The following is a 23,483-nucleotide window of genomic DNA, read 5'->3' on the forward strand; positions in this document are numbered from 1 at the left end:
TTCAGTGGCGTGTGCAGATTTTAATAGTTGATGTTTTAAAAATTAGCCTGATCAAGAATATCAAAAGCAGCATTTTTAATTATAAATTTCCTTAAAATACACATATTCACAAATCAAATTATCACTTGATTGTGAGTGAGTTTAAACTTATTTTGGTTGATAGACAAAAGTTTATTTAAATTTCGCGTGATTTGAATAACATACATTTGTAACTATTTGCAAAAAACTAATTGTAATTTTACGTCTTTAGATAGATAAATACCTAAAACTATATGTATACAGGAATTCTGGGTGCAAAATAGATATTAAGCAATGGCTATGCCAATATCTCTGGCAAACCAAAAATGCTTCATCTATCTAAAGAAGTACTTTTAGCTAGCAGCATCAAAGGAGAAGCTACTTGAAAGGAATACGCTTTTTGTTTGCAACATACACTGTAGCAGTGCTAGTTGTCAGCATTGCAGTGTTGCTCACACTATTACTACAGCCATTGCTCCAACCAACTATATTTTTATTATTTTTTGCTGCTGTAGTCATCAGTGCTTGGTATGGTGGCATCAAACCAGGATTGCTTGCTACGGGTTTATCTGTTTTAACTGTTAAATTCTTTTTTTTAGAAATAAAATATTCGCTGCTGATTGTAGATAAAGATAGTTTAGTGCGTTTAAGCTTGTTTGTCTTAGTAGCAACACTAATGAGCATTTTAAGTTCCGAATTACGTGATGCCAAGCAGCGTTTAGAAGTCAGTCTGCAAAAACTAAATGCCACTGAAGCTAAGTTTAGAAGTTTAGTAGATGCCAACATTATTGGTGTAATTTTTGCTGATATAACAGGAGAAATTATTGATGCTAATGATGCTTTTTTAACAATAGTAGGTTATACACGAGAAGATTTAGTAGCTGGGCGAGTGCGTTGGCGAGATATGACACCGCCAGAATATTTAGCAATCTGTGAACGGGCAATTTCCCAACTGCAAATTCAAGGCAAGGTGATGCCTTATGAAAAAGAATATATTCGCAAAGATGGTAATCGCGTAACTGTACTTCTAGGCTGTGCTGCTTTAGCAGATAATCAAGAACAAATAATTGGTTTTGTTTTAGATTTAAGTGCTAGTAAACAGGCTCAAAAAGCACTGCAAAAAAGTGAAGCTAGATTACGAACACTCACAGAAAAGGTGCGTGTGATTCCTTGGGAAGCGGATGCTACTACAGGCGATTTTACATATATTGGGCCACAAACTACAGATATACTTGGTTATTCTTTATCCGACTGGTATAAACCTAATTTTTGGACAGCACATATCCACCCAGAAGATAGAGAATGGGCGACTAAATATTGTATTGAATCTTCTTTAATTAAAGATAATTACGAATTTGAATATCGAATGTTAGCTGCTGATGGCAGAGTTATATGGCTATATGACATTGTAAATGTCGTGCGGATAGCAGGTAAGCCAAAATTACTATATGGCTTTATGTTTGATATTAGCGATCGCAAACAAGCAGAACAAGAACGCGAACAATTATTAGAACGGGAAAAAGCCGCCCGCACCGAAGCCGAAATCGCAAGCCGACTCAAAGATGAGTTTCTCGCTACACTTTCGCATGAACTGCGCACTCCGTTAAGTGCCATTATTGGCTGGGCGCAGTTACTCAGAAACCGCAAATTTAATGAAAATACTATTAGTAAAGGTTTAGAAACTATCAGTCGCAACGCCAAAGCCTTAGCAGAAATCATTGAAGATATTCTCGATGTTTCGTGTATCATCCAAGGCACACTGCATCTTAACACTCAACCCGTGCAATTAATCCCAATAGTAGAAGCCGCTATTGAGAGTGTGCATTATGCTGCTAATGCCAAAGAAATTCAAATCAATTACACAGTGACAGCAGATGCAGAATTAGTTGTCGGTGATGCTAAACGCCTGCAACAAATTATCTGGAACTTACTCTCCAACGCTGTTAAGTTCAACTCCCATCAAGGCAGAGTGATTGTGCAAATAGAACGCATAGATGAAACAATCCAAATTAAAGTTAGTGATACGGGAGTGGGAATTGCACCCGAATTTTTGCCTTATGTGTTTGACCGTTTTCGCCAAGCTGACAGTTCCACTACGCGATCGCACAACGGGTTAGGATTAGGACTAGCAATTGTCCGTCATTTAGTAGAATTACACGGCGGTACAGTCACCGCCGAAAGCCCAGGAAAAGGACAAGGAGCAATTTTCACCGTCAATTTACCAATGAAAGCCGCAACTGAGTAGAAACGTTGTATACAACGTCTCTACTTAATTTTTCCCTGATTTGTTAAGCCGAAAAATTAGCATTGTGTCGCAGTAAATTCATAAACTCCTCACGAGTCCGCCCATTTTCTGCAAACACACCACGCATTGCACTAGTCACAGTCCAAGAACCAGGTTTCTGCACACCGCGCATCACCATACACATATGGGTAGCTTCGACCACAACAGCAACTCCTTGGGGTTTGAGTAACCCTTGCAACGCATCAGCAATTTGTAAAGTTAGACGTTCTTGCACTTGTAAACGTCGCGCGTACATTTCACAAATGCGCGCGATTTTCGATAACCCTATCACCTTACCATTAGGAATATAAGCAACATGAGCGCGACCAATTATCGGTAAAATATGATGTTCGCAAGAACTAAAAATATCGATATCCCGAATTAATACCATTTCATTGGCATCTTCTGTAAAAACTGCACCATTGAGCAGTTCATCTAAAGATTCATGATACCCTTTAGTGAGAAACTGCAAAGCTTTGACAACTCGCTTGGGAGTATCTATTAATCCTTCTCGGTCAGGATTTTCGCCTAATCCAATCAGCAAAGTACGTACAGCTTGCACCATTTCTGCTTCTGTGACTTTTGGTAACTGCTGAGTAGGTAAAGATGAAACTACTTGAGCAGCAGAATGAATATCGGGACGAATCGATAGAGTCATTTTATTGTTTAATTGGGAGAAATTTTGAAATTAGTTGATAGTCAGATAGGCAAAATGACTATTAACTAATTTAACTAACTTAATACTTCTTAATCATATCAAACATTCAGTAAGTTGTGCATAAATTTGTTGAGGCTCTAATTTTCTTCCAATAAAAACTATTTGATTTTTTGGTGGAGTTAGCCATTCATCAGCGTGTAAATTATAACGAGGGCCACTCAATTGAAAAATATGGCGCAACTCACTATCACTAAACCATAAAATTCCTTTAGCGCGAAATACATCTGCTGACATTTCTTCAGTCAAAAAATTCTCAAATTTATGCACATCAAAGGCTCTCTCACTTTGGAAAGAAATTGAAATAAATCCATCATTTTCTAAATGATGTGAGTGATGATCGTGATGATGGTCATGCCCATGATGATGATCATGATCATCATCATCATCATAAGGAATATACTCATCTTTTGGCGTTAAACCCACATTCAAAATTAATGGTAATGCTATTTCCCCAAATTTGGTGTGTAAAATTCTCGCATCGGGTTTGACATCTTGAATAAAGTTTTCTACTTCTGTAATTTTTTCGGGAGTTGCTAGATCAGTTTTATTCAGGAGAATAATATCGCCATAGGTAATTTGCTTTAAAGCTGCTTCACTTTGAAAATGCTCTTGGTTAAATGTTTCAGAATCTACTACAGTTAAAATTGAATCAAGGCTGGTTAAATCTCTTAACTCTGTCCCCAAAAAAGTTAAAATAATGGGGAGTGGGTCGGCAACTCCTGTGGTTTCAATGACTAAATAATCAATTCGTTCTTCTCTTTCTAATACTCGATAAACAGAATCAATTAAACTATCATTAATCGTACAGCAGATACAGCCATTGCTGAGTTCAAGCATATCTTGATCTACAGAAATCAATAATTGGCTATCTATGTTAATATCACCAAACTCATTCACAAGCACAGCAACTTTTAAATCCTGTTTATTTTTGAGGATTTGATTGAGGAGAGTGGTTTTGCCGCTGCCTAAAAAACCCGTGATAATAGTTACAGGCATTCCATGTTTGGGGATATCTAGGCTGAAATTTTCAGTTGGAGTTGTTACTTGAGTCATTAATTATCTCTACCTTTGATGATTAGCAAAATTGCTGTGGTTTGATTGCAGTCAAAATTTAGTGGACAACACCAAGAATTCACTACCTCACTAATTTTGAAATTAGGAAAATTGCCCAAAATTGATTAGCTTGCTTGTACGCTCATCACAGTGGGAGAAAAAGCGACACTCGGTTTCACAATGGCTGGGACAATTTTTTCACACGCCATTCTTGCACCTGATAAATTTCTGGCTGTCGGCCCTACTTGCAGCGCAGCTAAACCACCCATAATAAATAATTCACAGCCAGGCCAACGCAGACAAGTATCTAATACTGGCAAGCCTTTAACGATGGGAATAGGGTAAGCCGCTAGAATATTTTTTAATAAAGGTTCAGTGGTGACATCAAATTTAGTCCCAGTAGACAGCCAAATATAATCACACTCATGTTGGCTACCATCACTACATTGAATGTGCCAACTTTCACCCAACCATTGAGCTTTGACAATTTGGCAGTTTTCGTCAATTCTGATGTTACCACTACGCATTTGTCGCCGCAGTTGAGTAGCGATCGCCGGGGTCATCGAACCACCATTTCTCGCTTGCTGAATCATCTCAAAGCGTCGCTGCCAATTTGATTCAGCAAAAAAATCTTTGAGATACTTTGGCCCCAACCAACCTGGTTCCGCATCAAACAACTTTTCTGCTAACTGTCGCCGAAGGAGTAAATGCACCTTTGCACCACGAGCAATTGCCCCTAGTGCCAAATGTCCACTCGTCAACCCACCACCAACAATTAATACTCGCTGACCCGCCAACTGCAATTTCCTCAAATCAATTGTTTGGGAATGGCAAAGTCTATCTGATGGATATGTTGGAATGTTTTTCACCCAATCAGGTATTTGTTGTTTAGCACTACCTGTGGCTAACACTACCCGCTGTGCTATTACTTCTTGTCCGTCTTGCAAACATAGCCGAAATCGAGAACGCACACGATCAGGTAAGGGTTCAATACTCCTCACCCCTAAAGGAATAACTTGGTTTTGCAACTGCCAAACTCGAATGACATCTTGGCAAAAATCTGCAAATAATTGCGTCCCTGGTAAATCATAGGGGGCAAATAACTCATGGGGACGAGGTTCCGCAAACTTGCGTAAAGCAAACGCATTGGGGTCGGGATGATGCACGGCGGGTGAGCGCAAATGCGGAATTTCAAATGCTGCAAATTGCTGCTTCCAGCGACTCATCCACATCCCACTGGGGTCAAATACCCAAAATCTACCTCTGATTGATTGTCGTTTTTGCAACAAATGGGTAGTTACAGTCAGCGCATGAGGCCCTGCACCAACAATAGCCAAGTCAATGTTTTTAGTCATTTTTCATGCTTGAAGGGAAACAAAGATAATTTCAGACTTCATACTTCTTAATCAACGCGACTTCTTTGGCGAAGTAGGTCAAAATTAAATCTGCGCCCGCACGTTTTATACTGGTTAAGCTTTCTAAGATCATTTGTTTTTCATCTATCCAACCCATTTGTGCAGCGGCTTTAATCATGGCGTACTCACCACTGACGTTGTATGCAGCAATCGGTAATTGGGTAGTGCGGCGGATTTGTTGAATAATATCTAGATAAGCCAGTGCAGGTTTCACCATAACAATATCTGCACCTTCAGCAATGTCTAGTTGGACTTCTTTTAAGGCTTCTCTAGCATTGGCTATGTCCATTTGATAAGTCTTTTTGTCGCCAAATTTGGGAGCGGAATCTAAAGCATCCCGAAAAGGTCCGTAATAGGCAGAGGCGTATTTGGCGGAGTATGCCAATATCCCTACATTGCTATAACCCTCAGCATCTAAGGCTTGACGAATTGCGCCGACTCTGCCATCCATCATATCGGAAGGAGCGACAAAATCGGCTCCAGCTGCGGCTTGTGCCAGTGCCATTTTGACTAACACTTCTACTGTCTGGTCATTTAAGATAGTGCCGTTTTCATCGATTAAACCATCGTGGCCGTGTGTGGTGAAGGGGTCAAGAGCAACGTCGGTAATGACGACAATTTCAGGAACGGCTTGTTTGATAGCTTCAATGGTTTGTGGGACTAATCCTTTTGGGTTGTAGCTTTCAGTTCCTGTGTCGTCTTTTTTGTATTCGGGGATGACAGGAAAAAGTGCGATCGCATTTATTCCTAAGCTAGACACTTCGGCGATTTCTTTGAGCAGCAAGTCTAAAGAATATCGATAACATCCTGGCATAGAAGTAATCTCTACTTTTTGCTCTGCCCCTTCCATAACAAACATGGGATAAATCAGGTCATCTACACTCAGCGTCGTTTCTCTCACCATTCGCCGCAGTGTTGCAGTCCGACGCAAACGCCGGGGACGTTGTGTGATGTGTGAGGGTTTGATGGACATGTAAATAAAATGATAATCATTATTAAAATCCAGTATAATAATGATTATCATTTTTGCAAAGGAATCCTTTCAATATCTTGCACACAGACAAAACCAGCCTGTGCGGTTTCCCAACTCTTGATAGAGATACCATCAAAAAGGTAAGGCAACTGACCCTACCAAATATTTTGCTGCACTAGAAAATCAAGATTTAGGCATTGTTAAACGCCAAAGAAAACCAAACATGAAGCTCATCGTTGCGCCCTTCCCTGAGAAACAACGAGGCACACCTGAATTTTTTTCAGCCACCTTCCCAAATCCCCTTGACTACTGCCTTACAGCTTTAACTTGTTACCAATGGTGCTAACCCCATCCCCTAAATTGCAAATTTCCTAACTCTTTATTGTTCCACAAAACACTTTTGCAAGGTTATCTTAACTATTTGAAACAATTATTCATATTCCCTGTGTATAGAAAAAGTATTATTGTCTGTAGCATATTTGCTTATACGCGTTAAGTTGTAATTTAATTCTACATGAATAGATAGAAGTGCGGAATGTGGGATATATGTTTTTCCGGTTCCCCCCTAGCCCCCAGGGCTGTTTCATTCGCTCAGATGAGGATTTTGTCAAGAGTATCAGCCAAAAATTTTAGTGAGTCGGCAATCGAAAAATTACTGTTTCAAGCAGAAAATTTAAGTGTGATCGCCTGGTTCATCAGGAAATTAAGTTGTTGAACTACCTGACTTTTTTGATTGATACGCTTGTAAATTATGGACTTTTAGGGAATGAAACAGTCCTGCTGGGGGCTAGGGGGGATCTGATTCTATGCAGCTTCATAAAAAACTGGTATAACGCAGTGAAACACAACAATCCAAAATCTCAAATTTGATGATTTAGCCTGGTGTGCGGACATAAACTTCCTGACCACGAGAATCGTAAATCACCAGTGGTAAATTAGCATTCTCACCAATAACGCTGAGGGCTTCTTGTAAAACTTGCCAGTGATTTGTGACTCCAATTGCTGGGTTAGGATTTTCAGGATTGGCTTGTGTCAAATTAGTTTGGATGGTTTGTTCGTACTCAGGGGTAGTAGTAACAATAATCCCTGTATTGTTGATAGTGAAGGTGCAGATGCGAATTTCACTAGTACAAGTTTTATTTAAGTCGAGGCGAGTTTGTTGCAAATTATTAGTTTGTTGGACTTTTGCTTGTGCTTGTTGGAGGCTAGCTGAGTAAGGTGCAACCAGACTTTGGGCTTGGGCGTAGTACAAGCTATCTTGAGCAACATTTTTCGCTGTTTGTAACGCTTGCTCCCAGTAGGCGGCAGCAGCTTGCCATTGATTAGATTTTTCGTAGGCTTTAGCTTGTCTGGCAATGTCAACTGCTTGCAGATAGCTTTTGGCTGCTAATTTTTCTAAGGTGGCGCGATCGCGCGTTTTGGCTAATTGGGGTTTATATTCAATTAAGAGCTTTTGTGCTTCTGGATAGGCAGGGCTACTAGCCGGAATAATAATCAAAGCATTCACCGCAACTTGCCAAGTAGATTCGGCCTTTTGCCAATCGCGCAATGTTTTAGCAGCAGTTTCTTGCTTGCTAGCAACCTGAGCGACAACTTTCGCCGCCGCGAGTTTTTGTATCCATCGCTCTTGAACAGCTAACTGCTTATTAACAGATTGCAAATTGATGCGATACTTTAACAATTTTGGCTGAATGAACCCATAAAGTTCACTGTTAGGATTAACAGCTTCTAAAGGTGCGATGGCTTGTCGCCACAGGTGTTGTTGAGCTTGCAATTCCTTTAAACTATTTTGAGATGTGAGAGTTTTCTGCTCGGCATTAGCTCCTGTCTGTAAAGCGGAAACTACTAGGCTAATCTTTTGGGACTGTCCAGACAAACTTGTTTTGAGTTCCTCGGCTTGCTGATAACGCGGCGACCATTGGGGAATCACTGTCAAAGCGTTGCTAGTTGTTTCTAACTTGTCTTTGACGGCTAATAATTCTTTTTCTGACTTAGCGCGGTACATTAGTTGCCGAGATTCTGTTTTGAGTTGCTCTGCGTCTGCTATTTCTTTACACTCAGACATCACGCAAGGGCGAGTTAATAAATATGCACTAATGCCCAACACAATAATTCCTAACAACCCTCCACCTAGCAACAGTGGTGAAATCACCAGCCGTTTGTGTCTGAGAGTAGTTATATCTGGTGCATCGGCTAGGGGGTCAAATATTTCTTCTTCGGGTTCGGCGGTTAAATTTTCATTCACAAACGATTCATCAGGGTTTCCCAGAGGTGGAAATAACTCCGCATCCGGTAATACATCCTGCGCCCAGCCCCCTTGGTTGCCTAAAGGTGGAAATAACTCGGCATCAGGCAATTGTGTAGTGTTTTCTGGCTCTGGATGAGTATCTTCTTTTTCCTGGTGTTTGATGGTAATTTCTCGTTTGGCATAAGGCAATTTTTCGCCATTCATCCGCAAGAAACACTGCACCCGTTGTTCGCTGTAACTTGGTAGCGACTGTAATGCGTCTTCAAGCACAGCAAAAATTTGCTCGATGTCAACTATTAAGCCGACTGGATGTTGAATAAGAATCATCAACTCGTCTTTGTTGACAGCACACTTAATTTGGAAGACTTGACCAGATGGAACTTGTGCAAGAACTTGCTCTTGCAAGGTTCGGGCTAAAAGCTGTAAATCTTCCTGCTGGACTGCTACTTTCATAGAGCGTTCCCGCTGGTTATCTATAATTGTTTTTTTATCTTTGAGGGAAATAGAAGAATCACTTGCGTTTGTTGAATGCAGATGCACAATTTAACCAACCACAGCCGAAAATAAAATAGACCAACTTTCTAACACAGATTTTGGCTATTTCGCAAAAATTCGATATCAGTAATTATTCGTATTTTTAGGAATTGTTGATTTGATGTGCGCGAATTTACTAGTTAGGTAATTAATAATAAATTTAAAATCTAGAATTATCAGGAATAAATTTTTATCTTTAGAAAGATAGTTAATTTGTATAAACTAAAGATTAGATATTGAAATTTGATGAATAGCCGGGGGCTATCAGGCAACAAAACTTATACCTATTTTCTGCCTCTTTGAGTAGTTTACAAACCTCAGCAGAATGCTACATAATATCTCAAAATTTCCCGATACAGCCTCAACAATCGGTAGTGAGAGTTAGCGATCGCCTGATTGGATGAGTAAGTTTACAAATTAAGTATAACTGTTATATCAGTGACAAAATTATCTCAAATGGTAGAAAAAACACTATACCAGAGTTTTTTGACATAGTTGCTAGTTTTGTTATATGCTGGCAATTCCCCTGAGGATATTAATTACATTCTATAGCTCTAAAGCAATGGATTAATGATACAAAATAATGGCTAGATTTGCCAAATTCGATAGAATTGATCCATCAAAAATTAATTTATACAGATAAACTAGGCTTGATCAGACCATTATATTGCTGTAAAAAATAAACAACAGCACCAAAATACTTCTGAGGAATTTAAACATCAGGTGCATAACAATGGATTTATTAGAGTATCAAGTTAAAGAATGGTTTAGGCAAATAGGTATTCCGGTGTTGCCTTCCCAAAGAATCGACCACCCCACAGACCTCAAACGATTAAAGATTCGCTATCCCATTGTCCTCAAATCTCAGGTGTATGCTGGCGAAAGAATCCACGCCGGCGGAGTGCGAATCGTCGAAACAACAATCGATGCGATCGCCGCAGCCCAAACCATCTTCAATTTGCCAATTTGGGGCGAGTTACCAGAAGTTTTATTAGCAGAAACGAGATACGATAGCAAACAAGAATTTTACCTAGCTGTAGTTTTAGATACCGCAGTCTGTCGCCCAGTCCTTTTAGGTTGCAAAGAAGCCGATATTGACTGGGAATCGGCGGGAGAGAAAATGCAGTATGTCGTCGTCGAACAGGAATTTTCGCCCTTTTACGCGCGGCGATTGGCTTTAAAAATGGGACTCCAAGGCACACTGATGCAGTCAGTTAGCAATGTGGTGGAGAAAATGTATGAATTATTTATCCAAAAAGATTTGGACTTAGTAGAAATTAACCCCCTCGCCGTGAATGCGGCTGATGAAGTGATGGCTTTAAATGGCAAAGTCAGTATTAATGAGCGGTCAATTAGTCGTCATCCCGAAATTAGTGAAATAGCCGCAAAAATTAACAATCGCCACAGTCATAATCAAACCAACGGCCGAGCAAAAGATTGGAGTGGTGGAGACAACCACGGCAAAATTGGCATACTGGGCAATGGTACGGGTTCAGTAATGGCGACATTTGATTTAGTTACCAGCACAGGCGGAAATCCAGGTCATTCGATGAATCTGCGACATGGTTTTTTAAGTGATACTTCCCCGACTACATTTTGCGATCGCTTGGCTAAAGGTCTAGAAATTCTCACAGCTGACCCCAGCATTCAAGTAATTTTAATTAACCTCCTCGGCAGTATACCCAAACCCGAAGCCGCCGCAGAAGTAATTGCCAAATTTATTCACGACCATACACAAGAATTTGCCACTCGGAATCATCGCAACTACCAACAGATAGATATTCCCCGCTTAGTAATTCGTCTAGCTGGTTCAGAATTAAATGCAGCGAAAGATTTATTGGCAACCCTGGAAAATCAAGGTCAACTGATATTAGTTGAAGATTTAGATGAAGCAGTCGCTCAAGCTGTGCGACTGGCCAAACCAAGTGCCTATCAATCCCTCAAAACTATCAAAACTAAAAGTTAAAACTGCATTTTTTTATGAATCTCACGCCAGATAGTAAAGTAATTATTCAAGGCTTCAGTGAATTTATTTCCGCCACTCATATTGCCCAAATGAAGGGCTACGGCACAAATTTGGTAGCTGGGGTAAATCCTGGTGGTGGTGGTCAACAGCAATATGATTTACCTGTATTTGATTTAGTAGAAGAAGTCGTGGCGCAGTTTGGCACAATTGACACCACAATTATTTGCGTCCATCCTTATCAGGTATTAGATGCAGCTTTAGAAGCGATCGCCTCTAATATTCGGCAAATTATTATTATCTCAGCTGGTGTACCACCATTAGATATGGTGCAGTTACTCCGCAAAGCCGAAGCCTGCGAAACTTTGATTGTCGGGCCAAATAGTCCCGGAATTATCGTACCTGGCAAAATTCTTTTAGGCACTCATCCGAGCGAATTTTATACACCCGGCCCTGTGGGAATTGTTAGCCGTAGCAGTACCCTTACCTATGAAATCGCCAGAGAATTAACCAAAGCAGGTTTAGGACAATCAATTAGCGTCAGCATTGGTAGTGATGCAATTGTTGGTTCTTCATTTTTACAATGGCTACAAATTTTAGATGAAGATGAAACGACAGAAGCAATTGTCTTAGTTGGTCAACCTGGTGGCGGTAGTGAAGAAGCCGCCGCCAGATATATTACAGAAGCAATTGATAAACCTGTAATTGCTTACATCGCTGGTAGACAAGTACCGCCTGCGAAAAATTGGCGACAAACAGGAACTCTCGCCACAGTCATTGGCCGTGACCCCAATTTCGGCACAGCCCAAAGTAAATTAGCAGCGTTCAAAGAAGCAGAAGTCCCGGTAGCTGAACGTCCTTCATTAATTCCTGATTTGGTGAGACAGGAATTAAATATCATTCCCGTTGCGTGAAATCAGGGGTATAGGGGTGTAGGGTGTCAGAATAGTAGGTTGGGTGTAGCGATAGCGTAACCCAACAAAGTATGCATGAATGTTGGGTTCCGTTCCTCCACCCAACCTACACCATTCTAAGTTGTTGCCTTAACTGAACTGTATTGGGGTATAGGGGTATCAGGGTGTAGGGTGTCAGTTAGCAAAATCCTAACACCCTTAGGACTTACGCACAGCCTACGGCAAATGGAACTGAGTAGGCATCAAACGCAATATCATCTTCTCCACCCTCAAATGCTGCCAATATATCTTCTGGCAAAGGCGCATCAAAGTCGAATGGTACAATAAAGCGTCCTCGGCCTAACCCTAAACTAGCTCGCCGATTAGATGGGTTATGAAACGGAACCAACTTGGCAATTGGGATTCCTCTGTTGGAAATAATCAGGACTTACGCACAAGCTACGGAAAATCGAACCACAGAGGCGCAGAGTTCACGGAGAAATGAGAGTTTGAGAGATATTTTGCGTAAGTCCTAATAATAATTTCTTCTCCAAGTTCCACACGAGACAACAAGCGTGAGAGGTTTGTTTTGGCTTGATGGATATTTACACTTTCCATACTTTTGAAGAACTAAGTCCATAAACTTAGTTTAGTTTAGCGATACATTGTATTGCAATGGCTGATTAAACACTGACCTCTATATCATCGGGTAGCGTAGCATAACAATTAGTTACTCTAAATAAGGATGTTATGGAAATAGAAGAGTGTGAATGAAACCGCCACTAACTTTTGAAACTCAACGATTGTCCTTAAGACAACCAGTTGCTGAAGATGCAGCATTAATCTTCAAGCAATACGCACAAGATATAAAAGTAGCTAAATATACAAGTTGGCGACCCCATCAATCGATTGAAGAAACCCATCAATGGATCAGCCGATGTATCTCAGTGTGGTCTAATGCTTCTGCATTTCCTTATGTCCTGATTCGCAAGGAAGATGCTCAACTCATTGGCATGGTAGAAATTCGCTTCAATAACTTTAAAGCAGATTTAGGATATGTTCTGGCAAAATCAGAATGGGGTAAAGGATATATGCCAGAAGCCGTCCAAGTATTAACAGATTGGGCATTAGAACAAGATGAGATTTATCGAGTCTGGGCTGTTTGTGACCTCGAAAATTCCGCTTCAGTGAGGGTTATGGAGAAAGTTGGAATGCACAGAGAAGGGATATTAAAACGGTGGTTTATTCATCCAAATATATCTCAAGAGCCACGAGACTGTTATTGCTATGCAGTGAGCAAGTAATCCCCAGAAGCACCAGTTGGTGAGTGATGCTATGCGGAACTTTGCTTAGGTATTAGGTATTCCTATGCTTGATCCCCAATTAATGGCGATCGCTTTCACTCAAATTTATAATTAGTTTGTCCTTGCCAGCACTGACCAAAAATGCGATGGCGTTCCGCCCACCGTAGGTGATCGCATTTAAAACTGTGACCGTGGAAGCGATCGCCAAATCGCACTAATAAATTAATTCATCCTTTTATTCAGTAACACCACATATTTTATATGTAATCTAATGTAACTCTATTTTGACTATGATCAGCAACTAAAATAAATGATTTCAACCATCGAGAACCTAATAAAATTTCCTGTATTTCATCTCCAGCAAATACAGGAATTTCCCATTCTTGATTATCTATAATAACTCTACCGCTATAAACATCAAATTCAGTTTCTCCTTGAGCAGTTCTCAATTTATCTTGATTTAAAAACTGCCAATCAAGACTTTCTATATCTTGTTTGTTCATGGCTAAAAACTCAGTAAATCCTGTATCTAGCATTGTTTCTACAGGAAAACTCAAGCCATCCCCTGCAATTAAATCTATTTCAAAATAAATTTGTCCATATTCTCCAAATCTTCCCTCAATCATATTCTGCCACTTACACCTGTTTCGTTAATGCCAAAAATATGATGAATCACTTGAGGGTGTTTTTCTCTAGCCATTTTACTGGCTACTTCTTTATCCTGGTCAATAAAATAATCACCGCTATCAGGTTCAATGGCAATATACCAGCCAGAATATTTATCCAGTATTTCTGGTTTTAAACGCTCAAAAATTACCCAACAACGCTCATAAAATGCTTGTCTTCTGGCTCTATCTTTGGCTTTTTGGGCTTCTGTCCACTGAATTTCCGGGAATACTCTTCCACGTCTGACTATTCTTTCGGGTGAAGAGTGTGTCATATTTTTTACATAGTGGCGGTTTATTTTTCATATTCTATTATAAAGCGATCGCCCTTCCTCATTCCCCAAGAGCGATCACTTTCATAATTCACTTTGAATATTTACTCTCTTATTCCTTGTTCTTTCAATAATCTATCCAGCCATTCTCTATCTTTTACCAACAACTCTGGTACAGGAGGTTGATTATAATCTAAGGTCAATTCAAATCCGGCTTGGTCATATATTTCTAGCAATAAATTCTGTAAATTTAATTCTACTTCTTGTTCTTGTTTTGCTAAGGGAATAGTAAAGTTAGGGATAGCTTCTCTTACAGTAAAGGCGAATAATTGAGCCGAGGGTAAACAATCAGACCTGACAACTAAAATCCGATAGTCTGTATCCGTAATATTTGTCAGTATTGGCATTTTATCGCCACTTCTAATTAAATCAATTTCTACTAAGTTAGTATCACTTTGTAAAATTTTTTCTCTTTTTTCTAAATAAGATTTTCTTCCTTCCTTTGTGCGTTTATTGGTGGGAGAAAGCACTTCAATCACTGTAATTACTTTACCAGTAGACACTTCTCTAATTTCTAAATATCCTTCTTTGATTTCTAAAGGTAATGGTAATGTAACAGTAATAGATTTATCGGCTGTATCAGTGGGTAAAGTTGCTATTGCTGTTGTATTATTTGATTGTTTTTCTTTTTGTTTTGCTGATAAAATCGCTACATCAGGAATACCAATTAAGATGGCATCTTCCGTATTCATTCTATAGGTACGTTTTTCAATCGCTACTCGATATTTAGGACGCAAAGGAGGAGATATAGCAATAGCGATCGCTGTAATTAATCTATGGTGTACCTCTGACCATAAATCAGGGTTTTCTAAATAGGGATTCATCCCTGGAAATGGATACTGCATAAATATAAAATTTATTAACTTACTATAAGTGTATAGCGGTTTTTAAGCTTAAGAAGTAAGTATTTATATTGTTTTACCAGATAAAGCGATCGCTCCCACTCTTATTAGAGAGCGATCGCACTCCATCTAAGTCCAATGAATATGTTTAGAACGGAAAGCTCTTTCCCAATCGTTAGCAATGACTTCCATCATGTTAATCATACCTTCATAGCCAAAATATGGTCTATCAAGATAAGTCTCTCTGTTAGTCGGACTAAATACATCAAAAGCAATTTTAATTCCCAATTCCTCGGCCATATATTTTTCCCAAGCCGAACCAATCACAGCATCAGTATCAACATCAGTCAAGGCTTGTTTAATCTGATACCCATCGGCAGAAAATACCACACGGGGAGCAATACCCATACTTTGTAATTCTCGCTCTAGAATTGAACGAGATTCGCGCATTCCTGAACGGAACAACAACACCTCTGGAATCATTTCCAACTCTTCAAACAGCATTCTTACCAACCCAATACCCATCGTCCCATCCGCAGACACAGCAATTCTACAGTTACGATATCGGGGAATAATCATCAATGCGCGTTTGCGGAGGGTTTCGACAACTTTGTTTTCACCTTCTTTGATGAATGGTTCTACTTTTGTTTCGTCGATTTTGAAATGCGCCGCTAAAGCCTTCAACCAGCGTGTAGTATTCTGCACACCAATGGGTAAAGGTATATCATCCAGAATTAGGGGTATATCATGGGTTTGCTGCATTTTCCGCGCAAACTTATACCCCACATCATGACTGAGAAGAATATTGGCGGTTGCGTTACCCGCTTGTTCCAATTCTTCAAAGGAAGTACCATGAGAAATTACTGTCTGTACCTTAATTCTCAAAGATTTTAAAGTCTGCTTCACCCATTCCAAGTCAGCCCACCAGGTAGGATTGACATTGGCTTGGGGTGCAATAATATTCACAATTCTGGGCTTTTTACCACCACGCCGCTTCTTTCTTTTGTGGATGAAAGGAAGTAAAGCTTCTAAGCCCATTTCCAAGCCATCGTAAGCATTACCGCGAAAACCACCAGCCAGCAGAGGTACAAGCTTGGCGTTGATTTCTGGCTGGATATTATTGCATAGTCCTTGAATATCTTCACCGATAATATCTGCGGCGCAAGTACCAACGACAAACATTACTTTTGGGTTGAAAGATTGATCAGCCTCTCTAATCAAACCTTTGAGTTTATCAGATGCACCCATGACAATATCTGACTCAAAAAGGCGCGTACAACCAACTTTGCGCTTAGTGAAATCAACCTCATGGTTATCATAGCCAGCCGCTACTGTAGAGGCGCAACCTTGGGGAGAGTGAATCACAATACTGACATCTTTAATCCCCGCAACCATGTTGGCAATACCTTCCAATGCACAGCCAACAATCGGATCTTTGCTGTGGTCACAATTATCAAAGGTTAGTGGCTCTGTGTGAGAGGGTATGACATTGAGTTTTTGGGAGTTTTCACTTGTTATTGCTGAGGGCATTTTCCTGTTCTCTTCTTTGCATATAAGGTAAAATCGGCTGAATTATTACTCGTTAAAACATTTGCCCCGCTTCTTACCTGCATATACAGTGCAATCTGGCAAGTCTTGGGCTAATTTGCCGGTGAGTGATTGAGCAGATGCTAAACCTGAGTTTTTCGGGAATACCATTTGCTTGGTTAGGGAACTGCGGGGTCTAAAACCATATTCAAGGGCAGTTTTAATACACTTAGCGACCTTTAAAGCTCCGCGATAGCCAAATCTAGGACGATTTAAGATGGCGTTTAAATCCACAACGGGGATATGGGGGAAACTCAAAGAAGAACCGAAGTAAACTACAGAATCAGCATCTAAACCACCGATAAATTCTAGTAATTCATCTTCAGTTTGTTTCATTGATTCATACTTACCAAAAGCTAAAGTCCCCTTGGTAATCAAAATTTCTGGGTCTAAGCCTGTTTCTAGCAAATAATCTACGCTGGTTTCCCGTGCTTCTGTACTCCAGGGATGGAAGTTATAAATAACAGCACGCATCCCAAAATCGCGTTCCAACATATGGGCAATGGACAAGCACTTGATAGCGTCATGTCCTTCGATAATGGCTAACTTACCTTCGATATATTTCTTGGCTGCTTCAAATTCTGTTTTGATGGCTGCATATTCCCGTTCCATCAGGGCTTCTGCTTGTGCTTCCATCTTTAAATATTTTGCTGCCCCGCGCAACCATTTTTCTGTAGCACTGATACCATAGGGCAGAATTGTCGAATTTAAAGGTGTACCGAATCTGTCTGACATAGCTTTACCGATGGTATAGCCCAGATCCAAACATAAGGTACAGTTAACGGCTGCGCTTGGTGCTTGTTTGAGTTCTTCTAGTGTGCAGTCACCAGCAATCACGCTGTGAACTCTTGCACCCATCCCTTTAATCAGTCGTTTTAGTTCCTTAACATCTCCTTCTACTTCCGTCCTTTCTGGCCCCATCTTCGCACCGACAATATTGACAGAATCGGCTAGTTGTGCTTGACATTCTGGAGTCGGGGCTTCCATGAAGTCTACAATTTGGCGGAAGACAATATCAAACCCACTACGATACTCTCCTGCGAATCCTTCGCAGTGTATCGTCATGATTTCTGCGTCGATTTCACTACGGGCTTTACCCACTACTTCATCTACACAATCGCCAATAATCCCCGACGCGCAACTAGTAGCAACAACGATCGCATCAGGATGATATTTTTGATCTACTTCCAGAATCGCACCCCGTAATTCCTTTTCGCCACCAAAAATCACCGCTTTCTCACTCATATTAGTAGTGACAACAGGTTCATAAGGCGAACCACTGTTACGGCTATTGGTGAGTTTATACGCTCGTTTCACCCCATAAGCACAGCCACTAGGCCCGTGAGAAATGACGATCGCATCTTTAATTCCACTTAAAATCTTGGTTGCAGTCCAAAATTTACAAGGTCGAGTATGACTACCTTGTAAAGTAGTTTTAATCTTGCCCTCTTTTGCCAGTTGATACAGTTCACTTAAATGCCCGTAAAATACAACATTTGCATCTATCTTTGCTGCCATAATTCCTCTCTCCCATTTTTGATGAAAACGCAGAGAGTCGCTAAGGTGAGCGCAAAGTAACGCAGAGAACTTGATTTAAAACTCTGCGTTCCTTTGCGTTATACTTCGCGTACCTATGCGTTTAGAAAACTCTTACCAAACGTTTAAGATCCACTCGCGGTCATGCTTGTATTCCATGTCTGCAAACAAGGCATTAGCGATCGCATCTCCCAAAAATTCCGCACCACGATAACCAATTACAGGATGTTTCCACATACCCGCACGGTCAAAAGTGGGGAAACCTACACGTACCATTGGGATTTTGTTGTCAATCGCAATATAACGACCTTTGGAATGACCCAAAATCAAATCGATATCGCCTTTTTCTTTAACGCGGCTTTCCAATTCCCACAAGTCAGCATTCCAAATCACTTCGATGTCATACTCAGCGTGATTTGCTCTCTTTTCTAACTCAGCTAATCTGGGGTCTTTGGAAGGAGCTTGGTTATCATCACCCAACAACAGCAATACTGGTTCTAATTCAACTTCTAAACAGAACTCAGCCAAGCCAATTACTAAATCGGGGTCGCCGTAAATAGCTACACGCTTGTTAGCAAAGTACATATGAGCTAAGTCAGCTAAAGCGTCAATTGCTTTACCCCGTTCGATAACCAAGGATTCTGGGATTGCCTTACCAGTTAGTTTCTTGATATTTTGCAACCAGATGTCAGTATTTTTGATCCCAATTGGTGTAGGGCCAACGATCGCAGGAACGTCAAATTGCTCTTGTAAGAATTTAGCAGCGTTACCACCTTCATACTTGCACAGAGCGATCGTTCCTACAGCATTAGCAGAACCAGCAATATCTTCAATGGTGGTATTACCAAAGGTGAAGCTGTTTCTATCTGGCATTGTAGGAGCATTGAAGGTTTCGGTATCGAGTAAGATATTACCTTCAACACCCATTTCGCCGAGGATGTGCTTAACTTCAGTCACATCTCCAGGGTTAACCCAACCAGTAATGATGTTTAACTTACCGTTTGGTTCACCTTTTTTCGCCAAGTTAGTAATCAAGGAAGTGACACCAGCATCATATCCTGTCACCTGACTACCACGGTAACTAGGAGTATGTACAGGAATCAACTTCACTTCCCGATTTGGATACTCTTTCTTTAAGAACTTGTTGACTTTGTTGATTGTACCTTCTACGTCATCCCCAATAGTTTCAGTAGAGCAAGTAGTGATGATAGGGATCAAACGCACATCAGGATAGCGTGCTACTATTGTTTTCACACCTTCTTCGATCCGTGGCATCCCACCAAATACCGCACTAGCTTCATGGAGTGAAGAAGATGCAATATCAAAGTTTTCTTTCAAGTGTTGAGCAAAAATCAAGCGGACAAACATACTGCAACCTTGTCCACCATGCACCAAGGGGATACAATCTTTAACACCGATGGTTGCATATTCAGCACCCGCAGGCTGACAGGTAAAGATGGGATTGATTACCCCAGCACGTTCTTTCTTACTTACAGCTAAAGTCATCTAAATTGCCTCCAGAATAGGGTGAAATGTGTGGGGGAAATAGAACTCAGAACCGATATTTGAATCGAATTCCGCCTAAATTTTGCAGTTCTGAGTTCTATGTTGGTGATTGTCTAAGTTCGACTGGGGAGAAGATTTTATAGATTCTGTGTTTCTCTCACCCTCTCTGCGCCTCTGCTTACTGAGCGAAGTCGTTCGCGTTAGCGTCTCCGAAGGAGAAGTATGCGACTCTGCGTGAGACTCTTATTAATAGAGAGAGTGGTGCAATTCACCGTTAAGAGAACCAGAAATAGCAATACCGACTAGATTTTGCTTAACTGACTCTAATACAGACTTAACTTGCTCTTTATCCAACTCTTTGATCCAAGGTAAGTTGCGTTTGAGTTCAGACACCAAAATCTTCGCATCTGCATAATGCAGCTTGTCAGTCAGTGTTTCCTGAACTGATCTTTCTCCTCTTAAGAGTTCGGCGGCTTTTTTGATAACACCATTGATGTTCTCTTCTCTGTCCCATGCACGGGAGTGGAATTGCCACAAACAACGTTCTTGAATGTAGGTTGTGATATTTGTCACTTTTTCATTCAAGTGTTCAATTTCTTTTGTCTTGGCAGGAGCTTTAGGTGCATCATCACGAACATCAAAAGCAGCAAGCTGCATCAAAGGAGAATAAATGGCGTTGTACAAATCTCTTGCCATATTCACAGCACCTTCAAAGCCCATGTATGGCCCATTGTGATAACCATGACCATTGATATAAGGCAAGTGCAACTTCTTCACTAACGCGCCTACCCGTGGCCCAGTCAACACCACATCAGGACGAATCATTTCCAGAACTTCAAAGAACTCTAGTTCATTACCATCATCAATATAGATTGTGCCTTCTTGACCTCTGGCAATGACTTTTTCAAAGTCTTCTTGGTGTCCGAACTTGGAAGACATGGATACTACTTGCATTCCTAAGTCATCTTCCAATGCTTTTGTCCAGTGCCATAGTCTAGGGCCACCTGTCCAAATACAGACCTTTTTACCTGTGAGTCTTTCCTTATACCAATCCATTTTCTCTTGGTATTTGGCGACTTCTTCAGCAATCACAGCCTCGGCTCTGTCTTCAATGCCGAAGAATGCGCCGATTTTGCGTAGTGCTTCTTGGCAATAGTCAAAACCCCAGGTGTCTACGTCCAGACGGGGAATACCATATCTCTTTTTGAGTTCGTTGGCGATGTATCCGGCTGAACGCGCACAGTTGGTGACGTTGAGTTGCGCTCTGTGCATCCCCCGTAATGAGTCATAAGTACCGTTACCTGTAAAGTGGGCAATGATTTGAATGCCCATTTTTTCCATGTACTTCTCTAGAACGAAGGTGTCACCTTGGATGTTGTAGTCACCGATAACGTTGATGGTGTAGGGTGAGGTGATTTCTGGCTCTAGTGTGCCGACTTTTTCGTTAATCCAGGCGATGTTGAGGACGTGGTGTCCTTTGGATTGGCTCACACCAGCAAATCCTGGACATTCTACGCAGAAGATGTCAACGTCACCAAGTTCTTGCTGTGCGCTTTTAACGACGGCGCGGATGTCATCACCAATCAAGGCGGTGGCGCAGGTGGTGTAGACTATCATCCGTTTGATGTCGGGAAATTCTTTGAAGGCTTCTCGGATGGATTTGCCTAGTTGTTTTTCGCCACCGAAGACGATGTGAGATTCTTTCATGTCTGATGACCAGACATATTTGAGTTGAAAGTTACCGTTGTCGCTAGGATAACGTTTGGTGTGCCAGGTGTCGTAGGCGCAACCGATGGGGCCGTGAATCATTTGGATGGTGTCTTTGAGTACGCCACCAATTACGAGTTTGGCTCCGCAGTAGCTACATCCACGTTCTGAGAGGGAACCGGGGATGGTTTCGATGTTGGAGAGGGGGAGAAATTGGGTTGTGTCTTCGCCTTTTTCTTTGATGTATACGTGTTTTTCTCTTTCAGGAATTGATTCGTCGCACTTTAATAGTTTTAGTGGCATTCCTTTATTCTCCTTTGCTGATTTCTTTTTCTTTCTTCTTGCTTTTAATTGATTGCCGCCTCAAGAAGAAATCTTTTTCTTTTGTCTTTCTAAAGATTAACAATTCTTCTAATTATTAAACAGTATTTTGGATGACAAAAGCAAAATAAATATAAATAAAATGTGAGCATTTTTAAGTTATAAAGACAGGTCTGTATATTAATAAAAAAGCAATTAATATATTTGGCAATTAAACAAAATAAAATAGACAGAATATTCTATTTACAAGACATCTATTAGAGTAAGTTAAATATATTTATCGGGAATATATTTTTTCTATAAAGCCTTGTCATATAATGTTTAAAGCAATAAATTGACTTCCAGGCACTTAGCCAACTTAGGTTTTACTAGAAAGATATTATTATCTTCTAGAACCAAGAGTTATTATTCTGAATCTGGATGATTGATAATTTCAATATTTATGATTTTTAGTTATAAGTAACAAAACAAAATCATTAATAAACTGAAGATTTGTGTAGGTTGCTTGGAGGAACATAACCAAACATTCACGCATACTTTGTTGGGTTACGCTATCGCTACACCCAACCTACTATTCTGAAGTATTTATTCATCTTGCACATAACTTATATCAGAATTTTAAAGATAAGCAGAGATGTTGTACACAACATCTCTACAACGCACATATTGAATGTGATCAAAAAGATAAATTATCAAATTTTACTACTCAGTTATACCTCTATCTCCCTTGTCCCTCTTTTCTCTACTTATTCATCCCATCAAAGATGTATCAAACCCATATTTAGCTAATATTTCTTGTCCATCTGGAGAGAGTATATACATAGCTAAAATGACCGCAGCACTATATGAATTGTTGATAACAGTCATGCCATAATTGACGCGAACGGCTAAATTTGTAGGTAACTCTACTATTTGTAAACTCGGTGCAGCTAAATGTGCTAAACGAGCATCGGTGTAATAGCTTAAAAAAATGTCTACTTGTTGTGTTTCTTGGATGAAATAGGCAAATTTATTTTTTTTGTCGCCGATGATAGGATGATTACTACCTCCGACTAAATGTAAAGCTTTACTATTTAATTTTTCAAAGCTACCGACACGAAGTTTTTCCGCTTGGTGAAAGACTGCTTGGGCATAATCTTCAAAAAGGTCTGGTTTGGGTGCTGATATGCCTAAGTGAGTTTGAGGTGACAACATCAAATCTAGTAAACTATCTGAAGTGACTGTGAGATCAGATTTGACGATCGCACAAATTCTATTTCTAACAAAGTTCACCACAGGGCTGCTTTTACTAGCTTGCATTAATACACGCGGATTGTAAACATCATCTGCAATAAAGATATCCGCCGTTTCACCTTCTAAGATGCGTTCGCGCAGCACATCTGCATAGTCAAACTCCAGCTTTATCGGAATCTTGTATTTTCGGGTAAAAGCTTGAGCAACTTCCGAAAGAACGCCTTTTAAGCTATTGGCAGCGTATAATCTGACTAGGAGGCGATCGTTATCGTCAAACAAAACTATGTTGTTAGTTAATTGCATAGATGATTCCATAGGTTAGTACCGCATATAATAATCAGGCTTGATTTT

Annotated in this window: 18 protein-coding genes and 2 pseudogenes; 5 read left to right on the forward strand and 15 right to left on the reverse strand. The window is 40.3% G+C overall.

Annotated elements, in window-relative coordinates; all coding sequences use genetic code 11:
* Positions 1-418: 418 nt before the first annotated feature.
* Positions 419-2,263 (forward strand): PAS domain S-box protein, encoded by a 1,845-nt coding sequence (locus tag H6G69_RS13355; protein WP_242072058.1) that lies wholly within the window; start codon positions 419-421, stop codon positions 2,261-2,263.
* A gap of 43 nt (positions 2,264-2,306) precedes the next feature.
* On the opposite strand, the gene folE is transcribed toward H6G69_RS13355, so the two are convergent.
* From folE to hemB, 4 genes are all read right to left on the reverse strand, one after another.
* On the reverse strand, positions 2,307-2,960 hold the full coding sequence (gene folE, locus H6G69_RS13360) for a GTP cyclohydrolase I FolE (RefSeq protein ID WP_190687319.1): 654 nt from the start codon (positions 2,958-2,960) through the stop codon (positions 2,307-2,309).
* 93 nt (positions 2,961-3,053) lie between these two features.
* A complete protein-coding gene (locus tag H6G69_RS13365) occupies positions 3,054-4,073 on the reverse strand; it encodes a GTP-binding protein (protein ID WP_190687321.1) in 1,020 nt (339 codons plus the stop codon).
* 125 nt (positions 4,074-4,198) lie between these two features.
* Positions 4,199-5,428 (reverse strand): FAD/NAD(P)-binding protein, encoded by a 1,230-nt coding sequence (locus H6G69_RS13370; RefSeq protein ID WP_190687324.1) that lies wholly within the window; start codon positions 5,426-5,428, stop codon positions 4,199-4,201.
* Between the two features lie 31 nt (positions 5,429-5,459).
* The gene (gene hemB / locus H6G69_RS13375; protein WP_190687327.1) at positions 5,460-6,461 is read right to left on the reverse strand and encodes a porphobilinogen synthase; all 1,002 of its coding nucleotides are present in this window, start codon (positions 6,459-6,461) and stop codon (positions 5,460-5,462) included.
* A gap of 130 nt (positions 6,462-6,591) precedes the next feature.
* Here hemB and H6G69_RS33535 point away from each other — a divergent pair.
* A pseudogene (locus tag H6G69_RS33535) lies at positions 6,592-6,787 on the forward strand (IS4 family transposase); the annotation flags it as partial.
* Positions 6,788-7,335: 548 nt separating this feature from the next.
* On the opposite strand, the gene H6G69_RS13380 reads toward H6G69_RS33535, so the two are convergent.
* Positions 7,336-9,162: a hypothetical protein gene (locus H6G69_RS13380; protein ID WP_190687330.1), complete on the reverse strand. Its 1,827-nt coding sequence runs from the start codon at positions 9,160-9,162 to the stop codon at positions 7,336-7,338.
* Between the two features lie 814 nt (positions 9,163-9,976).
* Here H6G69_RS13380 and H6G69_RS13385 point away from each other — a divergent pair.
* Both H6G69_RS13385 and H6G69_RS13390 read left to right on the forward strand, forming a co-directional pair.
* Positions 9,977-11,209 carry a succinate--CoA ligase subunit beta gene (locus tag H6G69_RS13385; protein ID WP_190687332.1) on the forward strand — a complete coding sequence of 411 codons (1,233 nt, stop codon included), beginning with the start codon at positions 9,977-9,979 and terminating at the stop codon, positions 11,207-11,209.
* 14 nt (positions 11,210-11,223) lie between these two features.
* Positions 11,224-12,120 (forward strand): CoA-binding protein, encoded by an 897-nt coding sequence (locus H6G69_RS13390; protein WP_190687335.1) that lies wholly within the window; start codon positions 11,224-11,226, stop codon positions 12,118-12,120.
* A gap of 205 nt (positions 12,121-12,325) precedes the next feature.
* Here the strand turns inward: H6G69_RS13390 and H6G69_RS13395 are convergent.
* Positions 12,326-12,717 (reverse strand): annotated as a pseudogene (locus H6G69_RS13395) (type II toxin-antitoxin system Phd/YefM family antitoxin).
* Positions 12,718-12,869: 152 nt separating this feature from the next.
* Between H6G69_RS13395 and H6G69_RS13400 the strand changes: the two are divergent.
* Positions 12,870-13,403 carry a GNAT family N-acetyltransferase gene (locus tag H6G69_RS13400; protein ID WP_190687338.1) on the forward strand — a complete coding sequence of 178 codons (534 nt, stop codon included), beginning with the start codon at positions 12,870-12,872 and terminating at the stop codon, positions 13,401-13,403.
* Positions 13,404-13,482: 79 nt separating this feature from the next.
* On the opposite strand, the gene H6G69_RS34380 is transcribed toward H6G69_RS13400, so the two are convergent.
* The 9 genes from H6G69_RS34380 to H6G69_RS13440 form a co-directional block, all read right to left on the reverse strand.
* On the reverse strand, positions 13,483-13,611 hold the full coding sequence (locus H6G69_RS34380) for a hypothetical protein (protein WP_277883384.1): 129 nt from the start codon (positions 13,609-13,611) through the stop codon (positions 13,483-13,485).
* 49 nt (positions 13,612-13,660) lie between these two features.
* Complete coding sequence (locus H6G69_RS13405) at positions 13,661-14,029, reverse strand: aspartyl protease (protein WP_190687340.1); 369 nt, start codon at positions 14,027-14,029, stop codon at positions 13,661-13,663.
* A complete protein-coding gene (locus tag H6G69_RS13410) occupies positions 14,026-14,343 on the reverse strand; it encodes a hypothetical protein (protein ID WP_190687344.1) in 318 nt (105 codons plus the stop codon). The genes H6G69_RS13405 and H6G69_RS13410 overlap by 4 nt, the downstream gene beginning before the upstream one ends.
* 101 nt (positions 14,344-14,444) lie before the next feature.
* Positions 14,445-15,245: a DUF4058 family protein gene (locus tag H6G69_RS13415; protein WP_190687348.1), complete on the reverse strand. Its 801-nt coding sequence runs from the start codon at positions 15,243-15,245 to the stop codon at positions 14,445-14,447.
* A 126-nt stretch (positions 15,246-15,371) separates the two neighbouring features.
* Entirely contained in the window at positions 15,372-16,772 is a 1,401-nt protein-coding gene (locus H6G69_RS13420) for a nitrogenase component 1 (RefSeq protein ID WP_190687351.1), read from the reverse strand.
* 45 nt (positions 16,773-16,817) lie between these two features.
* On the reverse strand, positions 16,818-18,347 hold the full coding sequence (locus H6G69_RS13425) for a nitrogenase component 1 (protein WP_190687352.1): 1,530 nt from the start codon (positions 18,345-18,347) through the stop codon (positions 16,818-16,820).
* 132 nt (positions 18,348-18,479) lie between these two features.
* A complete protein-coding gene (vnfK, locus tag H6G69_RS13430; RefSeq protein ID WP_190687355.1) occupies positions 18,480-19,871 on the reverse strand; it encodes a V-containing nitrogenase subunit beta in 1,392 nt (463 codons plus the stop codon).
* 246 nt (positions 19,872-20,117) lie between these two features.
* Positions 20,118-21,881 carry a nitrogenase vanadium-iron protein, alpha chain gene (gene vnfD, locus H6G69_RS13435; RefSeq protein ID WP_190687358.1) on the reverse strand — a complete coding sequence of 588 codons (1,764 nt, stop codon included), beginning with the start codon at positions 21,879-21,881 and terminating at the stop codon, positions 20,118-20,120.
* A gap of 768 nt (positions 21,882-22,649) precedes the next feature.
* A complete protein-coding gene (locus H6G69_RS13440; protein ID WP_242072059.1) occupies positions 22,650-23,435 on the reverse strand; it encodes a molybdate ABC transporter substrate-binding protein in 786 nt (261 codons plus the stop codon).
* Positions 23,436-23,483 lie beyond the last annotated feature (48 nt).

The sequence above is a fragment of the Nostoc sp. FACHB-110 genome (genome assembly GCF_014697425.1).
Classification (GTDB): Bacteria; Cyanobacteriota; Cyanobacteriia; order Cyanobacteriales; family Nostocaceae; genus Nostoc_B.

Excerpts from the sequence above, each read along its gene's own strand:
- folE (WP_190687319.1), bottom strand. The coding sequence starts at position 2,960 with ATGACTCTATCGATTCGTCCCGATATTCATTCTGCTGCTCAAGTAGTT.
- H6G69_RS13365 (WP_190687321.1), bottom strand. The coding sequence starts at position 4,073 with ATGACTCAAGTAACAACTCCAACTGAAAATTTCAGCCTAGATATCCCC.
- H6G69_RS13370 (WP_190687324.1), bottom strand. The coding sequence starts at position 5,428 with ATGACTAAAAACATTGACTTGGCTATTGTTGGTGCAGGGCCTCATGCG.
- hemB (WP_190687327.1), bottom strand. The coding sequence starts at position 6,461 with ATGTCCATCAAACCCTCACACATCACACAACGTCCCCGGCGTTTGCGT.
- H6G69_RS13380 (WP_190687330.1), bottom strand. The coding sequence starts at position 9,162 with ATGAAAGTAGCAGTCCAGCAGGAAGATTTACAGCTTTTAGCCCGAACC.
- H6G69_RS13385 (WP_190687332.1), top strand. The coding sequence starts at position 9,977 with ATGGATTTATTAGAGTATCAAGTTAAAGAATGGTTTAGGCAAATAGGT.
- H6G69_RS13390 (WP_190687335.1), top strand. The coding sequence starts at position 11,224 with ATGAATCTCACGCCAGATAGTAAAGTAATTATTCAAGGCTTCAGTGAA.
- H6G69_RS13400 (WP_190687338.1), top strand. The coding sequence starts at position 12,870 with ATGAAACCGCCACTAACTTTTGAAACTCAACGATTGTCCTTAAGACAA.
- H6G69_RS13405 (WP_190687340.1), bottom strand. The coding sequence starts at position 14,029 with ATGATTGAGGGAAGATTTGGAGAATATGGACAAATTTATTTTGAAATA.
- H6G69_RS13410 (WP_190687344.1), bottom strand. The coding sequence starts at position 14,343 with ATGACACACTCTTCACCCGAAAGAATAGTCAGACGTGGAAGAGTATTC.
- H6G69_RS13415 (WP_190687348.1), bottom strand. The coding sequence starts at position 15,245 with ATGCAGTATCCATTTCCAGGGATGAATCCCTATTTAGAAAACCCTGAT.
- H6G69_RS13420 (WP_190687351.1), bottom strand. The coding sequence starts at position 16,772 with ATGCCCTCAGCAATAACAAGTGAAAACTCCCAAAAACTCAATGTCATA.
- H6G69_RS13425 (WP_190687352.1), bottom strand. The coding sequence starts at position 18,347 with ATGGCAGCAAAGATAGATGCAAATGTTGTATTTTACGGGCATTTAAGT.
- vnfK (WP_190687355.1), bottom strand. The coding sequence starts at position 19,871 with ATGACTTTAGCTGTAAGTAAGAAAGAACGTGCTGGGGTAATCAATCCC.
- vnfD (WP_190687358.1), bottom strand. The coding sequence starts at position 21,881 with ATGCCACTAAAACTATTAAAGTGCGACGAATCAATTCCTGAAAGAGAA.
- H6G69_RS13440 (WP_242072059.1), bottom strand. The coding sequence starts at position 23,435 with ATGCAATTAACTAACAACATAGTTTTGTTTGACGATAACGATCGCCTC.